The sequence below is a fragment of the Methylobacterium ajmalii genome (genome assembly GCF_016613415.1).
Lineage (GTDB): Bacteria > Pseudomonadota > Alphaproteobacteria > Rhizobiales > Beijerinckiaceae > Methylobacterium > Methylobacterium ajmalii.
The window spans coordinates 14,061-33,078 of the sequence record NZ_JACWCT010000001.1 but is presented as its reverse complement, the minus strand read 5'-3'; the positions used below and the strand labels follow the sequence as shown (position 1 = coordinate 33,078).

The 19,018-nt window shown below is 71.8% G+C and carries 15 protein-coding genes and 1 pseudogene; 1 reads left to right on the top strand and 15 read right to left on the bottom strand.

The genetic code is table 11. From position 1 onward, the window contains the following. Positions 1-25: 25 nt before the first annotated feature. Genes eutC through HPY23_RS00130 form a run of 3 tightly spaced genes read right to left on the bottom strand, consistent with a single transcriptional unit; the run spans position 26 to position 3,067 of the window. The gene (gene eutC / locus HPY23_RS00140) at positions 26-811 is read right to left on the bottom strand and encodes an ethanolamine ammonia-lyase subunit EutC (RefSeq protein ID WP_091886917.1); all 786 of its coding nucleotides are present in this window, start codon (positions 809-811) and stop codon (positions 26-28) included. Next, complete coding sequence (locus HPY23_RS00135) at positions 808-2,178, bottom strand: ethanolamine ammonia-lyase subunit EutB (protein WP_091886914.1); 1,371 nt, start codon at positions 2,176-2,178, stop codon at positions 808-810. The genes eutC and HPY23_RS00135 overlap by 4 nt, the downstream gene beginning before the upstream one ends. Positions 2,179-2,200: 22 nt before the next feature. Further along, positions 2,201-3,067 carry a transglutaminase-like domain-containing protein gene (locus HPY23_RS00130; RefSeq protein WP_060846217.1) on the bottom strand — a complete coding sequence of 289 codons (867 nt, stop codon included), beginning with the start codon at positions 3,065-3,067 and terminating at the stop codon, positions 2,201-2,203. Positions 3,068-3,238: 171 nt separating this feature from the next. On the opposite strand from HPY23_RS00130, the gene HPY23_RS00125 reads away from it, so the two are divergent. Then, positions 3,239-3,457, top strand: a complete 219-nt coding sequence (locus HPY23_RS00125; protein ID WP_091886911.1) for a DUF6894 family protein — start codon at positions 3,239-3,241, stop codon at positions 3,455-3,457. A 46-nt stretch (positions 3,458-3,503) separates the two neighbouring features. On the opposite strand, the pseudogene HPY23_RS00120 reads toward HPY23_RS00125, so the two are convergent. From HPY23_RS00120 to glnT, 12 genes and pseudogenes are all read right to left on the bottom strand, one after another. Next, a pseudogene (locus HPY23_RS00120) lies at positions 3,504-3,999 on the bottom strand (SDR family oxidoreductase); the annotation flags it as partial. A gap of 487 nt (positions 4,000-4,486) precedes the next feature. Then, positions 4,487-6,223 (bottom strand): hydantoinase B/oxoprolinase family protein, encoded by a 1,737-nt coding sequence (locus HPY23_RS00115; RefSeq protein ID WP_091886908.1) that lies wholly within the window; start codon positions 6,221-6,223, stop codon positions 4,487-4,489. After that, entirely contained in the window at positions 6,216-8,351 is a 2,136-nt protein-coding gene (locus HPY23_RS00110; protein WP_236012788.1) for a hydantoinase/oxoprolinase family protein, read from the bottom strand. The genes HPY23_RS00115 and HPY23_RS00110 overlap by 8 nt, the downstream gene beginning before the upstream one ends. Further along, positions 8,351-9,937 carry a hydantoinase B/oxoprolinase family protein gene (locus HPY23_RS00105; protein WP_091886905.1) on the bottom strand — a complete coding sequence of 529 codons (1,587 nt, stop codon included), beginning with the start codon at positions 9,935-9,937 and terminating at the stop codon, positions 8,351-8,353. Before HPY23_RS00105 ends, HPY23_RS00110 begins: the two co-directional genes overlap by 1 nt. After that, the gene (locus HPY23_RS00100) at positions 9,934-12,030 is read right to left on the bottom strand and encodes a hydantoinase/oxoprolinase family protein (RefSeq protein WP_091886902.1); all 2,097 of its coding nucleotides are present in this window, start codon (positions 12,028-12,030) and stop codon (positions 9,934-9,936) included. Before HPY23_RS00100 ends, HPY23_RS00105 begins: the two co-directional genes overlap by 4 nt. Before the next feature lie 81 nt (positions 12,031-12,111). Next, positions 12,112-12,906, bottom strand: a complete 795-nt coding sequence (locus HPY23_RS00095) for an ABC transporter permease (RefSeq protein WP_091887052.1) — start codon at positions 12,904-12,906, stop codon at positions 12,112-12,114. A 17-nt stretch (positions 12,907-12,923) separates the two neighbouring features. Then, positions 12,924-13,802, bottom strand: a complete 879-nt coding sequence (locus tag HPY23_RS00090) for an ABC transporter permease (RefSeq protein ID WP_244537583.1) — start codon at positions 13,800-13,802, stop codon at positions 12,924-12,926. Positions 13,803-13,819: 17 nt separating this feature from the next. Further along, the gene (locus HPY23_RS00085) at positions 13,820-14,899 is read right to left on the bottom strand and encodes an ABC transporter ATP-binding protein (protein ID WP_200601864.1); all 1,080 of its coding nucleotides are present in this window, start codon (positions 14,897-14,899) and stop codon (positions 13,820-13,822) included. Between the two features lie 10 nt (positions 14,900-14,909). Then, positions 14,910-15,959, bottom strand: coding sequence for an ABC transporter substrate-binding protein (locus HPY23_RS00080; RefSeq protein WP_091886895.1), 1,050 nt, complete (start codon positions 15,957-15,959; stop codon positions 14,910-14,912). 241 nt (positions 15,960-16,200) lie between these two features. Beyond that, complete coding sequence (locus HPY23_RS00075) at positions 16,201-16,914, bottom strand: TetR/AcrR family transcriptional regulator (RefSeq protein ID WP_175539965.1); 714 nt, start codon at positions 16,912-16,914, stop codon at positions 16,201-16,203. A 373-nt stretch (positions 16,915-17,287) separates the two neighbouring features. Continuing rightward, positions 17,288-17,680, bottom strand: coding sequence for an RES domain-containing protein (locus tag HPY23_RS00070; protein WP_334318835.1), 393 nt, complete (start codon positions 17,678-17,680; stop codon positions 17,288-17,290). After that, a complete protein-coding gene (gene glnT, locus HPY23_RS00065; RefSeq protein WP_060846282.1) occupies positions 17,674-18,972 on the bottom strand; it encodes a type III glutamate--ammonia ligase in 1,299 nt (432 codons plus the stop codon). The genes HPY23_RS00070 and glnT overlap by 7 nt, the downstream gene beginning before the upstream one ends. Positions 18,973-19,018 lie beyond the last annotated feature (46 nt).

Sequence of the window (19,018 nt, the reverse complement as noted above, 5' to 3'; positions counted from 1 at the left end):
GGCCCCGGCCTCACGCGACACCGCCTCACCGCCCCAGCGACTGCCGCTCCGCCGGTCCCTCGATCAGCCGGTCGCTCTCGTCCTTGAGCGCCACGCCGGTCAGCTCCCGGGTCAGCGCCTGGTCGATCAGCCAGGACAGCTTGAACGCCGCGAGGTCCGGCGCGAGCCCGGCGGCGCGCACGTTCGACAGGCAGTTGCGCTCGGCGTCGGTGCGGCCGGGGCGCGGGCCGAAGGTAAGGTAGACGCCGAGGCTGTCGGGCGAGGACAGGCCGGGCCGTTCGCCGATCAGCACCGCGACGGCGCGGGCCTTGAGCAGCGCGCCGACCGCGTCGCCGAGCGCGACCCGGCTCTGCGTCGCGACGACCACCGGGGCGAGGCGCAACCCGGCGCCGGCGAGCGCCGGCTGGAGCGCCGCCAGCAGCGGCACCGCCCCCTCGTGGACCGCGCGGGCCGACAGGCCGTCCGCCACCACGAGGGCGAGGTCGACCGGATCGCTCGCCGCCGCCGCGAGCGCCGCCGCCGAGGCCTCGTCGAGGCGCCGCCCGAGATCGGGCCGGCGCAGGTAGGTCGCCCTGTCCGGCGCGGCCGAGGCCGCCACCAGCGTCTCGAAGCCGAGCGCCGCGATCGCCCCCCGCACCGCCTCGACGTCGAGGGGCGCGTGGACCGCGTCGCGGGCCTGGGCATGGGCGAGGGAGAAGCGCAGCACCTCCCGGGTCGGCAGGCCGGACCCGGCACGGCCGAGGGCGATCCGGGCCGGGGTCAGGGCGGCGAGGCGCCGCCAGGCCCTCGCCGCCTCGTCGTCGCGGCTCACGCGGCGATCCCCGAGAGCAGCGGCGCCCCGCCGCCGGGCCGCAGCGCGCCGTCGGCGTCGGTCAGGCCCATCCGGGCGAGCCAGGCGGCGAATTCCGGCGCGCGCTTCAGGCCCGTCACCTCGCGCAGGTAGAGCTGGTCGTGGAACGAGGTCGACTGGTAGTTCAGCATCACGTCGTCGGCGCCGGGAATGCCCATGACGTAGGTCACCCCGGCGGTGCCGAGCAGCGTCAGCAGCGTGTCCATGTCGTCCTGGTCGGCCTCGGCGTGGTTGGTGTAGCAGACGTCGACGCCGAGCGGCACGCCCATCAGCTTGCCGCAGAAATGGTCCTCCAGCCCGGCCCGGATGATCTCCTTGCCGTCGTAGAGGTATTCCGGCCCGATGAAGCCCACCACCGTGTTGACGAGGAGCGGCCGGAAGGCGCGGGCCACCGCGTAGGCCCGGGCCTCCAGGGTCTGCTGGTCGATGCCGTGATGGGCGTTCGCCGAGAGCGCCGAGCCCTGGCCGGTCTCGAAATACATCACGTTGTCGCCCAGGGTCCCGCGCCTCTGCCCCAGGGCCGCCTCGTGCGCTTCCCTGAGGAGCGGCAGGGTGACCCCGAACGACGCGTTGGCGGCCTGCGTGCCGGCGATCGACTGGAAGACGAGGTCGACCGGCACGCCGCGGTTCATCGCCTCCAGCGTCGTGGTGACGTGGGTGAGCACGCAGCCCTGGGTCGGGATGTCGAAGCGCTCGATCGTCTCGGACAGGAGGTGCAGCAGGCCGGCGAGCCCCTGCACCGAATCCGAGACCGGGTTGATGCCGATGCAGGCATCGCCGCAGCCATAGGCCAGCCCGTCAAGGATCGCCGCGGCGATGCCGGCGGGATCGTCGCTCGGATGGTTGGGCTGGAGGCGCACCGCCATCGTGCCGGGGAGCCCGATGGTGTTGCGCAGGCGGGTGACCACCCGGGCCTTGCGGGCGACCAGGATCAGGTCCTGGTTGCGCATGATCTTCGAGACCGCGGCGGCGATCTCCGGCGTCACCCCGGGGGCGATCGCCGCCAGGGTCTCGGACGGGGCGGTGAGCAGGAACTCGCGGAAATCGCCGACGGTCAGGTGTCCGATCCGCGCGAAGGCCGCCGCGTCGTGGGTGTCGAGGATCAGCCGCGTCACGTCGTCGGCCTCGTAGGGGATCAGCGGCCGGGCCAGGATCTCGGCGAGTGGCACCTCGGCGAGGCACCAGCGCGCCGCGACGCATTCCTCGGCGCTTTCCGCCGCGAGCCCCGCCAGCCGGTCGCCGGAGCGCGGCGGGGTCGCCTTCGCCATCAGCTCGGCGAGGTCGGAAAAGACGAAGGTCCGGGGTCCGACGACGTGGCGGTAGCTCATGCGGGGCCTCCCGGGGTGGAACCTAGCGCAGGCCGCCCCCGGCGTCAGGGCCCTCCTCGGCGGTCGAGATCGCCGCGACCGTGCGCTCGCCCGTCTCCGGCGCGCCGTCGGCCCGCTCGATGCGGATCTCCATGCCGGTCGGGCTCATCTCGCCGAAGGGCGTCGAGAAGGCGATCTCGGCCGCGTCCCGCCCGACGCCGATCCGCACCAGCCCGTCGAGATTGGCCTGCCGCGTGGCGTCGAACAGCCACCAGCGCCCGTCGAGATAGGCCTCGAACACCGCGTGGAAGTCGCACGGCACGAGGCCGTAGGCGTAGCAGCTGACGAAACGGGCCGGGATGCCGAGCGCCCGGCAGAACGCGGCCCCGAGATGCGCGAAATCGCGGCACACCCCGGCCCGTTTCAGCAGCGTCTCGTCGGCGGTGGTCTCCTCGTCGCTGGCGCCGCGCACGTAGGCGATGTGGTCGTGGATCCAGTTGCAGATCCGGTTCACCCGCTCGAAGCCCGGGGGGACGTCGCCGAACTCCGCCTCGGCGAAGGCCGCGAGGCGATCGGAGGAGACGAAGCGGCTCGGCAGCAGGTAGGGCAGGATGGCGAGCGGCAGGTCCTTCACCGGCGTCTCGCCGATCCCGGCGGGGTCGGCCCGGTGGGGATCGAGCGTCACGGCGGCCTCGTAGTCGAGGCTGAAGCGGCCGGGCGGCACCGTGACGGCGACGTAGCGGTTGCCGGTCTCCGGCGCCTCGTGTCGGCGCAGGGCGAGATCCGGGGAGAGCCGCAGCGTCTCCGAGAGGTCGCCGTGGCGCGCCAGCCGTGCGACCTCCAGGTTGAAGATGAAAACCGTCTCCGTCTCGACCTCGTAGGAGAGACGACAACCTAAAGTGTAGCGCACGGCTTGAGTCCCTTCCCGCTGGCGGGCTAGGGTGACGCAAGAGCCGCGCCGAATCGACCGGTCTCGTGGGCCGCTCCGGGGCGGCCCGAACTTTGCTAGGCAAGGCTTAGCCTGCGTAAGGCCGATTGTCGTGGGGCCCGGCAAGACCGGGGCGAGCAGGGAGGACACGCCGTGCACCGCTACTTCTTCGACCTCGAAGCCGGAACCTGGGACGCCCGCGACACGATCGGCGTCGTGCTGATCGATGCCGGCGCCGCCCATGCCGAGGCCGTCCAGGCCCTGCGCTCGTGCTCCCTCGACCCGGCCCGCTCCGCCGGCGCCGCCCTCGCCATGAACGTCCGCGACGAGACCGGGCGGACGCTCTTCCGGGTGTCGCTCGCAGCCGCATAGAGCCGAGCCCGCCGCTCCGGGGTGTCTTCGCCGGGGCGGCGCGCCGTCAGATCATCGGCTTGCCGTTGGTTACCGCCGCGGTGGCGCCCGAGACGTAGCTCGCCTCCTCGCTGGCCAGCATCACTTAGTGCACCTCACAAAACTCCCGCTGCAATGTCGCTGCCACAGCAAGCCGAGGCGGTGATCGGGAGTTTTGTGAGAGACATTTAGATGGGGCTGAGGTCGACCGGCTGGCCGGGGCGCTTCATCGGCGCCTGCGAGCCGAACTGGCGCAGCTTCTCCTCGGGCATGGTCGAGGGGATCGGCGGGGTCCAGACCGGGCCGGGGGCGACGCAATTCACCCGGATCTCCTCGGCGAGCAGCTGCGCCAGGCCGCCGGTGAAGTTCCGGATCGCCCCCTTGGTGGTGGCGTAGGCGAGCAAGTGCGGGCGCGGCGCGTCGGCGTTGATCGACGTCGTGTTGATGATCGCCGCGCCCGGCCGCATGTGCGGCACCGCCGCCTTGGTCAGGTAGAACATCGCGTGGATGTTGGTGCGGAAGGTGACGTCCAACCCCCGTGGGGGCCGATCACCACGCGGCGCGATCGCCTGGATGCCGTCCTGCGCCGGACTGTTCACGGCCTTGGCGACCACCGGCTCTTGGCTCGGCGTTGGTAAAGGCGAACAGCGACAGGGTCGTCCCGTCATCCGACCGCAGAGTGCCGCTCGTCGACGAAGCGAGAGATCGAATGCCTTCCTGATCGCCGCAACGTCGACCTTGCGAGGGACGTGGACGCGCAGGCTCGGCACGGTCTCGCCGCAGCCTGCTCGAGGCTGCGGCTCGGGTCATCGAACATGGCGTCGTCCGTGGTGCCTCCTCAGGACGGGCGTCGTCGCCATCCAGGGCACCAACGAGATCGTGCTCCGTGCCTCCCGCGACGCAGCCGTGCGAACGGCTGCCCCGGCGACGGCGCGGGCCGTCGCTGACGGTGTGATTCCTTGGCGGGTCGCACGCGCGGCACGGCTTTCGCGAGGCGGATGGCCGCTTCTCTCACGCCATCCGACCCCCCTCCCGGCGTAAGGCCGCCGTCGCCGCGAGGTCGAGGCATGGGCGGTCCTCGCCGGCGATCACCACGCCGTACCGGGCTCGCGCCGCCGCCCTGCTCACCTTTTCGTCAATCACGTCCTGAAGCACCAGGGCGGGGTCACGGGTGAGAGGATCGCCCCAGCCGCCGCCGGAGGGCGTGACGTGGAGGAAGATGTCGCCGCGGCGCAGCCGGACCGGAACCGTCACCAGAACCGGCAGGGTGCGCTCGGCATCGCCCGAGAGCACGCGGTTGACCGGTCCGCTGCCGGCCTCTCCTCCGTCGAGCCCGTGCGGGGGGAAATCGCGCTTGTCCGACCGCAGGGTGAGGACGCCGCTCTCGCCCAGAAACTCGTATTCGCGCAGGAGCGCGTGGCCGCCGCGCTGGCGCCCGGGGCCTCCCGTATCCGGGGCGATGCCGTAGCGCCGGACCCGGATCGGGAAATTGGCCTCGATCAGCTCGACCGGCACGTTGGCCTGGTTGGCGCCCATATGCGGCACGCCCTCCTGGCCGTCATGGCCCCGTGCCGCGCCCCAGCAGCCCATCAGGGTCTCGGAGAACACGAACGGGCGCCCGTCGTGCCAGCCGCCGATCGCCGGCACGGAGGCGCCGCCCGGACCGTCCGCCGTGACGCGGTCGGGCAGGACCGGGGCGAGCGCCGCGATCACGCAGTCGATGATGCGGTAGCCGGTGATGCCGCGCGCGCCGGTCGGCGCCGGGTAGACCGCGTTCACCACGGTACCGAGGGGCGCCGTGACCGTCACCGCCCGGGTGAAGCCGTGGCAGTTCGGCAGCTCGGAGCCCATGATCGAGCGCAGCGCCGTGTAGACCCCCGCCTTGGTGAAGGGCAAAGGCGTGTTGACCCCGCCCTCGACCTGGGCCGAGGTGCCCTCCCAGTCGATCGTGATCGCGTCGCCCGCCACCGTCACGGCGACCTGGAATACGATCGGCTCAGGGGTCTCGCCGAGGCCGTCGATGTGGTCGGTGAAGCGGTAGGTCCCGTCGGGAATCTCGCGGATCTCGGCCCGGGTCAGGCGCTCGGTGTAGTCGTGCAGTTCCTCGGCATAGGCCAGCACCTCCTCGACCGAGTAGCGGGTCATCAGCTCGGTCAGGCCGCGCCGGGCGGCGGCGCAGGCGGCGATCTGGGCGTTGAGGTCGCCGGTGAGCTGGTCGGGCACCCGCACGTTCAGGCGCAGCATCTCCCACAGCTTGGCGTCCGGCCGGCCGCGCTCCTCGAGCTTGAGGAAGGGCACCCGGATCCCCTCCTGGATGATCTCGGTCGCCCCGAGCGCGTTCGAGCCCGGGACGATGCCGCCGACATCGGCGTGGTGAGCGACCGTGGTGGCCCAGCCGACGAGGCGCCCGGACAGGAAGATCGGCTGCACGATGTAGAAGTCGGGCAGGTGCTGGCCGGCCGCAGCGTAGGGATCGTTCCCGATGAAGGTGTCGCCTTCGTGCACGTCGCCGGCGTAGCGCGTGATCAGGTGGCGCATGGCGTCGTAGAACGAGCCGAGATGCATCGGCGTCGTCACGCCTTGCGCCAGGGTTTGCCCCTCGGGGTCGCAGAGCGCGGTCGAGAAGTCCATCGAGTCGCGCACGATCGGCGAGTGGGCGGCCCGCATCAGGATCAGGGCCATCTCGTCCGCGATGGTGTCGAAGGCGTTCTTCATCACCTCGAGGCGGATCGGGTCGATGTCACGCATGGGTGGGGCTCCGCTGGGCTGGGTTCCGCGCGGTGCCGGCCGCGGCGGCTCCGAGCGCGATCAGGATGTTGCCGTCGGGATCGAGGCAGGCGGTGCATCCGGGTGGCACCAGGGTCGTGCCCTCGTACTCCTCGACCACGAGGGGGCCGGGGCGCGGGACCGGGCCGAGGTTGGCCCGGCCGATCACCGGGGTGTCGTGGGCGCCGAGGTCGCGCCCGAAATAGACCCGCCGGGTCTCCTGGGGCGTCGCCACGGCGCGGCCGTGGCCCGGCGCCGATGCGTCCCGGGGCAGCCGCCCGGTCACCCGCAGGGTGACGATCTCGATCGGGTTCCCCGGCAGGTCGTAGCCGTAGCTGCGCCGGTGCGCCTCGGAAAACAGCCGCGCCGCCTGGGCGAGGTCGCGGCCCGCGTCGAGGTCGAGGGTCAGCTCGAAGGCCTGGCCGGCATAGCGCAGGTCGGCGGCGCGGGTGAGGACCAGCCGCTGCCGCGTCTCGCCGAGCTCGGCGAGGACCTGCTCCTCCAGGGTTTCGTAGGCAGCCTCCAGGGCGTGGGGCTCGGCGGCGTCGAGGCGGCGCGGATGCGCGACGGAGGCGCCGGTCTCGACCTCGGCGTAGAGGAGGCCGAGCGCGCTGAACACGCCGGCTCCCGGCGGCACCACGATCCGGGTGATGCCGAGCGCCCGGGCGAGGGACGCCGCGTGGATGCCGCCATTGCCCCCGAAGGCGAGCAGCGCGAAGTCGCGCGGGTCGCGCCCGCGATAGGTCGAGACGCTCTTCACCGCCCGGGTCATCACGGTCGTGACGAGTTCGTGCACGCCGTGGGCGGCCTCGTCGAGGGACAGGCCGAGGGGCTCGGCCACGCTCTCGCCGAGCGCCCGCCGGCTCGCCGCGGCGCTGATCGGCACGCTGCCGCCGGCGAGCGCCCGCGGGTTGAGGTAGCCGAGGACGACGTTGGCGTCGGTGACGGTCGGGGCGGTGCCGCCGGCCTCGTAGCAGGCCGGGCCCGGCACGGCGCCGGCGGAATGCGGCCCGACCTTCAGCGCCCCGGCCTTGTCGATCCAGACGATCGAGCCGCCGCCGGCCCCGACCTCCGAGATGTCGATCACCGGCAGCTTGAGGGCGTAGCCGCCGCCCTTCGACAGCTTGGACGAGAGCGAGATGCCGCCGCCGACCTCGTACTCGTCGGTGCGCGAGAGCGCACCGTTCTCGATCAGCGATGCCTTGGCGGTGGTGCCGCCCATGTCGAAGGAGATCACGTCACGGTATCCCGCCGCAGCGCCGCGATGACGGGCGCCGAGCACCCCGGCGGCCGGACCGCACTCGACGATCTGGGCCGGGCGGCGCATCACCGTGCGGGCATCGACGATGCCGCCGGCCGAGTGCATCATGAACAAGCGCTCGGGCAGCCCCTCGGCGGCGAGCCGGGCGACGAGCGATTCGAGGTAGGCCCGCACCGCCGGTCCGACATAGGCGTTGATCACCGTGGTCGAGGTGCGCTCGTATTCGCGCATCTCCGGCAGCACGTCGACCGAGAGCGACACGAAGGCGTCGGGCAGGCGCTCGCGCAGGAGTACGCCGATGCGCCGCTCGTGCTCCGGGTTGGCGTAGGAATGCAGCAGGCAGACCGCGACCGCCTGGACGCCCTCGGCGGTGAGCCGGTCGATCGCCCGGATCACGCTTCCCTCGTCGAGAGGTTCGAGCACCCGGCCGGCGAAGTCGAGCCGCTCGTCGACCTCGAGACGCAAGGAGCGCGGCACCAGCACGGGGGGCTTGCGGTAGAGCGGGTCGTAGAGCCGCGGCACGCGGATGCGGCGCAGCTCCAGCACGTCGCGAAACCCCGCCGTGGTGATGAGGCCGGTCTTCGCGCCCTTGCCCTCCAGGATCGCGTTGGTGGCGACCGTGCAGGCGTGCAGCACCTCCGACACCGCGCCGACCGGCACGCCCTCCGCCGCCAGGATCTGGCGGATGCCCTCGACGACGCCGCCCGCGTAATCCGCCGGGGTCGATGGCACCTTGCGGGTGGCGATGCGCCCGTCCGGATGGATCAGCGCGACGTCCGTGAAGGTGCCGCCGATATCGGCGGCGACCCGCACGCCGCCCCGTTCTATGCCGCTCGTCATGCCCGTCATCACGGCGCTCCCCATCCGCCCCCGCAGGGGGTCTCCACGATCACCATCTCGTCGGCGCCCACGCCGTGCGAGCCCTTGCCCGGTACGGTCCGGGCCGCGCCGTTCCGGTCGACCAGGCGGTTGATGCCGGGCCGCCCGTCCTCGCCGCCGTGCAGGCCGTAGGGCGCGTGGCGGCGCCGGTCGGTCTGGAGCGAGACCCGGGCCTCGTGATCGAGGACCCGCAGCGCACGCACGACGCCGCGCCCGCCCGGATGCAGGCCGCCCCCGCCCGGCACGTCGCGGAGCTCGTAGCGCTCGACCCGCAGGGGATAGGCGATCTCGAGCGATTCGACCGGCGTGTTGAGCGTGTTGGTCATGTTGACCTGGACCGCATCCATGCCCGGTCCGCGCGGGCGCCCGCCCTGCCCGCCGCAGATCGTCTCGATGTAGGTGTAGGATCGGCCGGTGCGTGGATCGCGTCCGCCGATGCCGATCAGGTTCATGGTGCCCTGGCTCGCCGCCGGGATGCGATCGGGCGCGACCTGCGCGAAGGCGCGCAGCACCGTGTCGCAGACCCGTTGCGTCGTCTCGGTGTTGCCGGCGCAGACCGCCGCCGGGTGGCGGGCGTCGAGGACGCTGCCTTCCGGGATGCGGATCTCGATCGCCCGCAGCACCCCGGCATTCGGCGGCAGGGTCGGGTCGGTCAGCACCTTCACGGCGAAGAAGGCGGCCGATTGCGCCATCGGGGCGACCGCGTTGACGTTGCCGGCGCGCTGCGGCGCCGTACCGGCGAAGTCGAGGATCAGCCGCTCCGGCGAGACCGTGACGGAGACCCGGATCGGCACCGGCTCGTCCGAGGTGCCGTCGTCGTCGAGGCGATCCTCGGCCAGGTAGGTTCCGGGCGGCAGCTCGGCGAGGCGGCGCCGCATCCGCCTCTCGGAATAGTCGAGGATCGCGTCGAACCCGGCGACGAGCGTGTCGGCGCCGTAGCGCCCGGCGATCTCGGCGAGGCGGCGTGCGCCGACCCGGAGGCAGGCGAGCTGGGCGTTGAGGTCGCCGCGGCGCTCCTCCGGCGTGCGGACATTGGCGAGGATCAGCGCCATCACGTCGGCCTGCTCGGCGCCTGCGCGCACCAGGCGCACCGGCGGGATGATCAGGCCCTCCTGGAACACCTCGGTCGAGCGGCCGGGCATCGAGCCGGGCTCCATCCCGCCGACGTCGGAATGGTGGGCGCGGCAGGCGAGGTAGCCGACGAGCCGGTCGCCGTGTTGCGCGTCTCGGACATGGACCGGCGCCACCAGGGTGATGTCCGGCAGGTGGGCACCGCCGACGAAGGGATCGTTGACGACGATCACGTCGCCGGCTTCGAGCGGCCCGGAGCGGGCGAGGATCGCCGGCATCGCCCGCATCATCGCGCCGAGATGGACCGGGACGTGCTCGGCCTGGGCGACGAGCTGGGCGCGGGCGTCGAAGATCGCCGTCGAGGCGTCCATGCGCTCCTTGATGTTCGGCGAGAAGGCGGTGAGCTTGAGCACCGCGCCCATCTCCTGCGCCACCGCCTCCAGGGCGTTGCGCAGCACCTCGAGGGTGATCGGATCGACGGTCATGCGGGCATCTCCACGATCAGGCTGCCGGACGCGTCGGCGACGGCGCGGTCGCCCGGGTAGAGGATGGTGGTGGCCGAGACCTCCTCGATCACCGCCGGGCCCTCGACGACGTTGCCGGCGCGGAGCGCGGCGCGGGCGAAGACCGGTGCGTCGTGGAAGCCCGGGATGTCGGTTCGCGACAGCGCCTCGAAATAGACTGGGCGCGAGCCGGTCCGTGCCTCCGGCGGGGGCACCGCCCCGCCCTCCTCCAGGACCGGCAGGACCGGGGTGTCGATCCGCCCGACCGCGGTGACGCCGAAGCTGACGCACTCGACGGGGGCGGACGCGTCCGCATGGCCGAACCGCGCGCGGTGGGCGTCGTGGAAGCGGGCCGGCACGCCCGCCCAGTCCACCTCGTCGAGGCGCGCGGGAAGTGCGATCGGCAGCTCGTAGCTCTGGCCGACGTAGCGCATGTCGACGAAGGCGGAGACGGTCCGCCGGTCCGGCGGGACCGTGTCGGCGGCGAGTAGCGCGTCGCCGCGAGCGGTCAGCGCCGCGACGATCCCGGCCGCCCGCTCGGCTGCGAAGTCCGCGTGGGCGCCGACATGCGTCTCGACGAGGTCGTGGCGCAGGTCCGACACGAGCTGGCCGAGCGCGCACAGGATGCCGGGGGTCGGCGGGACCAGGAGGCGGGGGATCGCCAGGTCGCGGGCGACCGGGGTGCCGTGCATCGGCCCGGCACCGCCGAACGGCACCAGGGCGAAGTCCCGCGGGTCGAGCCCGCGCTCCACCGATACCACCCGGATGCCGCGCACGATGGTGGCGTGCGCCACCCGCAGGATGCCGGCCGCCGCCGCGACGACGTCGAGGCCGAGCGGCGCGGCGATCGTCGCGACCGCCGCCCGCGCCGCCGCGAGGTCGAGGGTCAGGTCGCCGCCGAGCCTCGTGTCGGCGCCGAACCGGCCGAGCACCAGGTTGGCGTCGGTGACGGTCGGGCGGGTCCCGCCGCGGCCGTAAGCGGCCGGGCCCGGCACCGCCTCGGCGCTCATCGGACCGACCCGCAGGGCGCCGCCGTCGTCGATCCAGGCGATGGATCCGCCCCCGGCCCCGATGGCGTTGATGTCGATCACCGGCAGGCGGATCGGCACCGTCTCGAGCCGGGCCTGTCGGGTGAGGATCGGCTTCCCCTCGCGGATCAGGCTGATGTCGGTCGAGGTGCCGCCGATATCCATCGTGACGATGTCGCGGATGCCGGCGAGCCCGGCGACGTGGGCGCTGCCCACCACCCCGCCGGCGGGCCCCGACAGCACGGTGTGGACCGGCTTCTCGCGGGCCGAATCGAGGGTCATCAGGCCGCCCGAGGCCTCGATCACCATCACGGGGCTGGTCTCGGGCAATCCGAGGCCGTCCTCCCGGTCCGCGAGCAGACCCGCCAGGGAGCCGAGATAGGTTTCCATGATCGGGCGCAGATAGGCGTTGAGCACCGCGGTCGAGGCGCGCTCGAACTCGCGGAATTCGGCGACGATCTCGGTCGAGGCGCAGACCGGCACGCCGGGCAGGAGGCGCTCCAGCAGGGCCTTGGCGGCGCGCTCGTGCGCCGGGTTGGCGTAGGAATGCAGGAACGTCACGGCGACCGCCTCGACGCCCCGTGCCCGCATGTCGGCGGCCGCCGCTTCGAGGTCGGCGAGCGAGAGCGGCTCGATCTCACGGCCGGCGGCATCGATGCGGCCGGCGGCGGTGTAGCACAGCTCCTGCGGCACCAGCGGCGGCGGCCGGACGTCGTCGAGATCGAACAGGCTCGGGCGGTCCTGGCGGCCGATCAGCAGGAGGTCGCGAAACCCCCGGTTGGTGACGAAGGCGGTGCGGCCGCCCTTGCGCTGGATCACCGCGTTCGTCGCCGTGGTCATGCCGTGGCCGACATAGGCGATCTCGGCGCCGGAGAGACCCTGCGCGGCGACCGCCCGCTTCAGGCCCGCCACCGTGCCCAGCGCGCGGTTGCCGGGCGTCGTCGGCACCTTGGAGACGCTGATGCGGCGGCTCGCCTCGTCGTAGGCGATGCTGTCCGTGAAGGTGCCTCCGACGTCGGAGGCTACACGAAGCCGGGCGGCGGCCATGATCGCTCCTCTCAAATCGAATGTAACAGTACCGTTTCCGTTACTTTTATCTCTAGGGAAGTGGGCTCGGGGCCCCCTCCCCTACTTCACGAAGGTCCGCGACAACCCGGCGGTGCGATCGACCACCAGCACGATCATCACCGTGAGCGCGATGAGCAGCACCGAGACCGCGGCGACGAGCGGGTCGGCCTCGTTCTCGACGTGGTGGAACATCCAGACCGGCAGGGTCGTCAGGCGCGGCCCGGTGAGGAAGAGCGAGATCACCACCTCGTCGAAGGAAACGAGGAAGCAGAGCGCGGCCGAGGCCGCGAGCCCCGGGCGGATCGCCGGCAGGGTCACGCGCCAGAACACGCGCAGGGGCGAGGCGCCGAGCGTGGCCGCCGCCTCCTCGGCCGCGAGCGGCGCCGCGGCGAGCGCGGTCGAGAGGACCCGCAGGGCGTACGGCAGCGTCACCACCAGATGGGCGGCGACGAGGCCCGGGAAGGTGGCCAGCAGCCCGAGCGGCGCGAACACGATCAGGATCGCGAGACCGAGCACGATCGCCGGCAGCAGCAGCGGAGCGGTGAGGAAGCCCTCGAGGGCGCTGACCCACCCCCAGCGCAGCCGCACGAGCGCGACCGCCGCCGGCAGGGCGGTCAGCAGGCTGAGCGCGGTGACGATCAGCGCCAGGATCACGCTGGTCGCGAAGGCGTCGAGCACCGCACCGCCGGAGAACGCGGCGCGGTACCAGCGCAGGCTCCAGCCGGAGGGCGGGAAGGACAGGTAGGGATCGGCGCTGAACGAGATCGGGATCGTGATCAGCACCGGCGCCAGCAGGAAGGCCAGCAGCGGCACCGCGAGCAGAACCAGGCCGGGGGACACCTTGCGCTCGTCCATGGTCATCCGCTCCTTCGTTACCCGATCTTGCGCACGAGGCGGCCGTAGAGGACGAGGGCGAGGCCGAACATCGCCAGGATGACGATCGACAGGGCGGCGGCGAGCGGCCAGTTCAGGGTGACCATCGCCTGGTCGTAAATCTCGGTGGCGAGCAGGAAGACCCGGCCGCCGCCCAGCAGCTTCGGGGTGATGAAGGAGCTGAGCGCCAGCACGAAGGTGAGCAGGCAGCCGAGCGCGATCCCCGGCAGGGTGAGCGGCAGCACGACCCGCAGGAAGGTGCGCAGCGGCGAGGCACCGAGCGTCGTCGCCGCCTCCTCGCAACGCGGATCGAGGCGCCCGAAGCCGGCGAGCAGCGACAGGATCATGTAGGGCATCAGGATCTCGGTGAGCCCGATCACCACGCCCACCGTGTTGAACATCAGCCGCAAGGGGGCCGACATCCCGAGCGCCATCAGCACGCCGTTGACGAGTCCCTGGTCGTAGAGCAGCGCGACCCAGCCATAGGTGCGCACCACCGCCGAGGTCAGGAGCGGGGTGATGACGAGCACGAGGAGCAGGGTGCGGACCGTGCCGCGGCAGCGGTGGATCAGCAGCGCGATCGGGTAGCTCAGGACCAGGGTGAGCCCGGTGATGAGCGCACAGGTGCGCACGCTGTCGACGAGGAGTTCGGCGTAGAACCCGTCGGTGAGGATCGCGCGCCAGCTCGACAGGTCGAAGCTCTGCCGCAGGGTGCCGATCGCGTCGACCTTGAGGAAGGACAGGCGCAGCAGGTTGAGCACCGGCGCGACGAAGCCGAGCAGGTTGACGGCGACGATCGCCGCCAGCAGCGCCGGGCCGGCGGGCAGGCGCCTCGGGTTCGGCATGTCGGGGGGCGGCACGGCGAGCGCGGCGGTCACGGGCGCATCCTCTCGTCTCACGCGGCGGCTGCGAACAGCAGGGTATCGTCCGGCCGCCACGACAGCCGCACCGGAGTACCCGGCGCCACCGGCCCGGCATGGGAGCGCGTCGCCTCCTCGACGCAGAGCATGGCGTCGCCGACCGCGACCTCGTAGTGCAGCACGTCGCCCGCGAAGGTGGTGCGCGCCACGGTCCCGGCGACGGTGTTGAGGGGCGCGTCGGACGTCTCGGCCGGGGCCGAGACCGGGGACAGGGCGATGCGGTGGGGCCGGATCATCACCTCGACCGGTCCCTCGGCCGGCCCCGCCCCGGTGATGCGCGCCTCGCCGAGGCTGACGGTGCCGCCGGCGGCGCGGGCCCGGAACTGGTTGATGCGGCCGACGAAGCGAGCGACGAAGGGGGTCGCGGGACGCTCGTAGAGGTCGAGGGGGGTGCCGAGCTGCTCGAGCCGCCCGCCATTCATCACCGCCACCTTGTCGCACATCGTCAGCGCCTCGACCTGGTCGTGGGTGACGAAGATCGCCGTGATGCCGAGGCGCTGCTGGATCTCGCGGATCTCGACCCGCATCTCGTCGCGCAGCTTGGCGTCGAGGTTGGACAGGGGCTCGTCGAGAAGCAGGATCTGCGGCCGGATCACCAGGGCGCGGGCGAGCGCCACCCGCTGCTGCTGCCCGCCGGAGAGCTGGGCCGGGCGATGCTCCTCCTTGCCGGTGAGGCGCACGAGGGCGATCGCCTCGCGCACCCGCGCCTCGCGCTCGGCCCGGCCGATGCCGCGCATCTCCAGCCCGAAGGCGACGTTGCGGGCGACCGAGAGGTGCGGGAACAGGGCGTAGGACTGGAACATCAGGCCCATGTCGCGCCGGTGGGTCGGCACGCCGGTGAGGTCGCGCCCGCCGACGACGATCCGTCCGCCGCTCGCCGGCACCAGCCCCGCCACCATCCTGAGCGACGTGGTCTTGCCGCAGCCCGAGGGGCCGAGGAAGGCGAGGAGTTCGCCGCGGGCCACGTCGAGATCGAGGCCGTCGACGGCGGTGAAGCCGCCGTAGCGCTTCGTCAGGCCGCGGATCGCGAGGTGGCCGGGCGCGTCTGTGGTCATCGACGCCTCCCTAGCGGCTCAGCGGGATGACGCGGCGGCGCCACTGTTCCAGGATCGCGTCGCGCCGCCCGGCCATGGCGATCCAGTCGAGGGGGATCATCCGGTCGGCGTGCTTGAGCGCCGTGCGGTCGATCGCCTCGGGCGAGACCGCCGCCCGCGCCTTGGCGTTCGAGGGGACGTAGAACATCGCCTCGGTGAAGGCCTTCTGGGCTTCGGCGCTCAGCGCGTAGTCGATGAACTTCTTGGCGGCGGCGGCATTCGGGCTGTTGGCCGTCAGGTTGATGGTGTTGGCCTGGAAGACGCTGCCCTCCTTGGGCAGCACGGCCGCGAGCTTGCCGCCGGAGATGTCGTGGTTGAGCTGCGCCCGGGCGTTCCAGCCGGCCCCGATCGCGGCCTGCCCCGAGACGATCGGCGCGTAGACCTCCGGCCGCGGGTCCCAGGTCTGGACGTTCGGGGCGATGGTGCCCAGAGCCGCGATGCCCTTGTCGACAGTCTTCAGCGGATCTTGCCCGCCCTCCGCCTTGTCGAGGATCACCGTCAGCGCCAGCCCGACGATGTCGGGCATCGCCGGAATCGCGACCCGTCCGGCATAGGCCTTGTCGCGCAGGGCGTACCAGGAATCCGGGCGTTCCTTGACGAGGTCGGTGTTGGTGAGGAGCACGAGGTTGTCGAAGGTGACGCCGACCCCGGCGAGCTCCGGGCGGCGTGCCTCGGGCACCAAGTCCTTCATGTTCGGGATCTCGGCCTCGTCGAGCTTGGCGAGCAGGCCCTCGTCGGTGCCGGCCTTCGAGACCGCCAGGTCCATGATCACGACGTCGATCTGAGGCGCGGCCTTCTGGGCGCGCAGCGTGCCGAGCATCTGGGCGGAGCTCGGCAGGCCGAAATAGCTGACCTTGATGCCGGGATTGGCCTTCTCGAACGGCGCGATCACAGCCTTGGTGTAGCGCTCCTGGAACAGCACCGGGAACGACATCAGGTTAACGGTCTCGGCGGCGGCGGGCCGGGCGAGCAGCCCGAGCAGAAGGGCGCCGCCGGACAGGATCCGGATAACAGGGCTCATCGAACACCTCGCGAAAACGGGGTTGTCGGGACGCGCACTTCTCGGGATTTGATGTTTTTGTAAAAAACGCCACGCTCTGGTTTTCGCTGCTCGCGAAAATCCGGCTGAGACTACTGTCGAAATCACCCCAGGGAGGGGATCCCGCGTCGCTTTCCTCGGGAGAGCTGCCCAGCCGTTCGGGGCCGCGCCCCGCTCGCTCGTAGGCTCACCCAAAGAAAGGTAACAGTAACGGTCCCGTTACTCAAGTGGGCATCGCATCCGAAGGTGCGGGTTTGTCCACCACCGGTGCGAGAAAGGCGTGCACCACGCTGAGGATGTGAGCGAGACGATCGGCGCCGATCGCGGGGTTCGCGGCCGCCGGACCGAAAGTCGCCGCGATGGTGTGCTTGTTGGCGACCGAGAACCAGCACATCGCCGCGATCGAGATCCACAGTTGCACCGGGTCGATGCCGGGGCGGAACTCGCCGCTTGCCTCGCCGCGCCGCACGATGTCCCGTATCAACTCGACCAGCGACGACCGCAGGCGCGGCAGGTGCTCGGAGGCGGCGATGTGCTCGGCCTTGTAGAGGTTCTCGGTCGCGACGAGCGAGATGAAGTCCTCATGCTCGAGGTAGTACGTCCAGGTGAACCGGATCAGCCGGTCGACGGCGTCCCGGGGCGCCAGCAGGTCCAGGCCGAGACCCTGCTCGGCCTGGCGCATCGCCGCGTAGGCGGTCTCGAGCACCGTCCGGAACAGCTCGTCCTTGCCGCCGAAATGGTGGTAGACAAGGCGCTTGTTGGTGTTGGCAGCCTCGGCGATGTGCTCGATCTTGGCGCCGGCGAACCCTTCGCGCACGAAGACCGCGTGGGCGGCATCGAGGATGCGCTGGCGCGTGCGCATCGAGCGCTCGGCCTGGCTGCCGGGCCGGTGAGCCGGCTCGGGACGGTCCTTGGAGGCGCGGTCTGTCGTCGTCATCCCGTCCATCCGCGGCGAGTGATCGCCCGCCGGCGCGGGACCGCCCCCGTCCTAGCCGGGGGATGGGAGACGAACAACTGCCGAGGCGTGGGCCAAATCTAGGACATGCCGAGGACGATGGCCAGCGAGCGGGTCACCGCCAGCAGGCGCTCGTCTTCGAGACGGCCGAAGGACGATCCGATCGTCTCCCGCTTCGCCGACATGGGTGAATGGGGCGCAAGCCCGCCGCCCGCAGAGCATCGCGGCGCTTGCGGACCGTCCGACCGACGAGCACCGGCATGCACGCCTCCGTCGATCCGTTGCATGGAGCGGATGAACGGTGAATCGACGAGGCAACGAGCGGACCGCGCCCTACCGCGAAAGCCGCCCCTCGTCATCGATCAGCGTCAGGCGTGCGGGTATCGCCCCAAGGCCGCAGGACGAGGTTCGGGTCCTGGTCGCCCGCCCCGGGTGCGAAGCTGCGAACCGGGAGGCCGTGGAAGCCCTCGCCCATGAGTCGCCGCGCGAGGCCTTGCGTCGGCGCCTCGCCCAGCGCCCGCATCCGGTCGCGCCGGGCCGGGTCCGCGAGGCCGTCGCGGTCCATGCCGACCGTTCTCAGCGCGGCCTCGTCCCGGACGTCGAAGACGGGATCGATCTCGGCTTCATAGGAAACCAGCGTGGTCGGCTGCAGACTGCCGATGTGCAATCTCTGTGCGCTGCCGTGCGGCTGACGCGAGATGGCGCCGGATCGTGCGGCATCCGAGAGGCGGCGCCCCGGACTCAGCAATCCAGCGTCGTATCCCGTTCCCACTGGGTCAGGTGGCGGCAATAGGCGCTCCACTCCTCGTGCTTGAGCTTCAGGTAGCTCGGCACGAAGTCCCCCAGGGCCTCGCTCAGGACGGCGTTGCCCTCCAGCGCCCGCATCGCGTCGAGGAGGTTGAGCGGAAGGCGCTTCACGCCCTCCACCGTGTGGCCGTGAGTGTACATGTTGAGGTCGAGCCGCGGGCCGGGGTCGCGGCGGTGGCGCATCCCGTCGAGGCCGGCGGCGAGGATCGCGGCCTGGAGCAAGTAGGGGTTCACCGCCCCGTCGGCGAGGCGGAACTCGAAGCGGCCGCTGCCGGGAATGCGGATCATGTGGGTGCGGTTGTCGCCCGCATAGGTCACGGTGTTGGGCGCCCATGTCGCCCCGGAGGCGGTGCGCGGGGCGTTGAGGCGCTTGTAGGAATTCACGCACGGGTTGGTGATGGCGGCCAGGGCCTCGGCCGAGTGGATCAGCCCGCCGATGAAGTGGTAGCCGGCCTGCGACAGCCCGACGGCGTCGCTGCGGTCGCAAAAGGCGTTCTCGCCCCCGCGCCACAGCGAGACGTGGGCGTGGCAGCCCGTGCCGGTCAGGTCGGCGAAGGGCTTTGGCATGAACGTCGCCCGCAGGCCGTGCTTCTCGGCGATCGAGCGGGCCATGTACTTGAAGAAGGTGTGGCGGTCGGCGGTGACGAGGGCGTCGTCGTACTCCCAGTTCATCTCGAACTGGCCGTTCGCGTCCTCGTGGTCGGTCTGGTACGGCTTCCAGCCCAGCGCCAGCATCGCGTCGGAGATCTCGCTGACGACGTCGTAGCGCCGCATCAGGGCGGACTGGTCGTAGCACGGCTTCATCTGCCGGTCGGCGGTGTCGGCCGGGGCCGCGCCGTCGGGCGTGATGAGGAAGAACTCGCACTCGACGCCGGTCTTCATCTGCAGGCCGTCGCGGGCGGCCTCGGCGATCAGGCGCTTGAGGAGGTTGCGCGGCCCCTGCGCGACGGGGCGGCTCGCCATCGCGAGATCGGCCGGCAGCCAGCCGACCTCGGGCTTCCAGGGCAGCTGGATCAAGCCGTCGGGATCCGGCACCGCGACGAGGTCGGGATCGGCCGGGGTCATGTCGAGCCAGGTAGCGAAGCCGGCAAAGCCCGCGCCGTCGCGACAGGCCGACCCGATCGCCGCCGCCGGCACCAGCTTGGCGCGCTGGGTGCCGAACAGGTCGGTGAAGGAGACGAGGAAGTACTTGATGCCGCGCTCCCTGGCGGCGGTCTCGAGGTCGAGCGACATCGCGAAAAACCCTCTGGTGGGCGAGGACGGCCGGATGCGGGAGCCG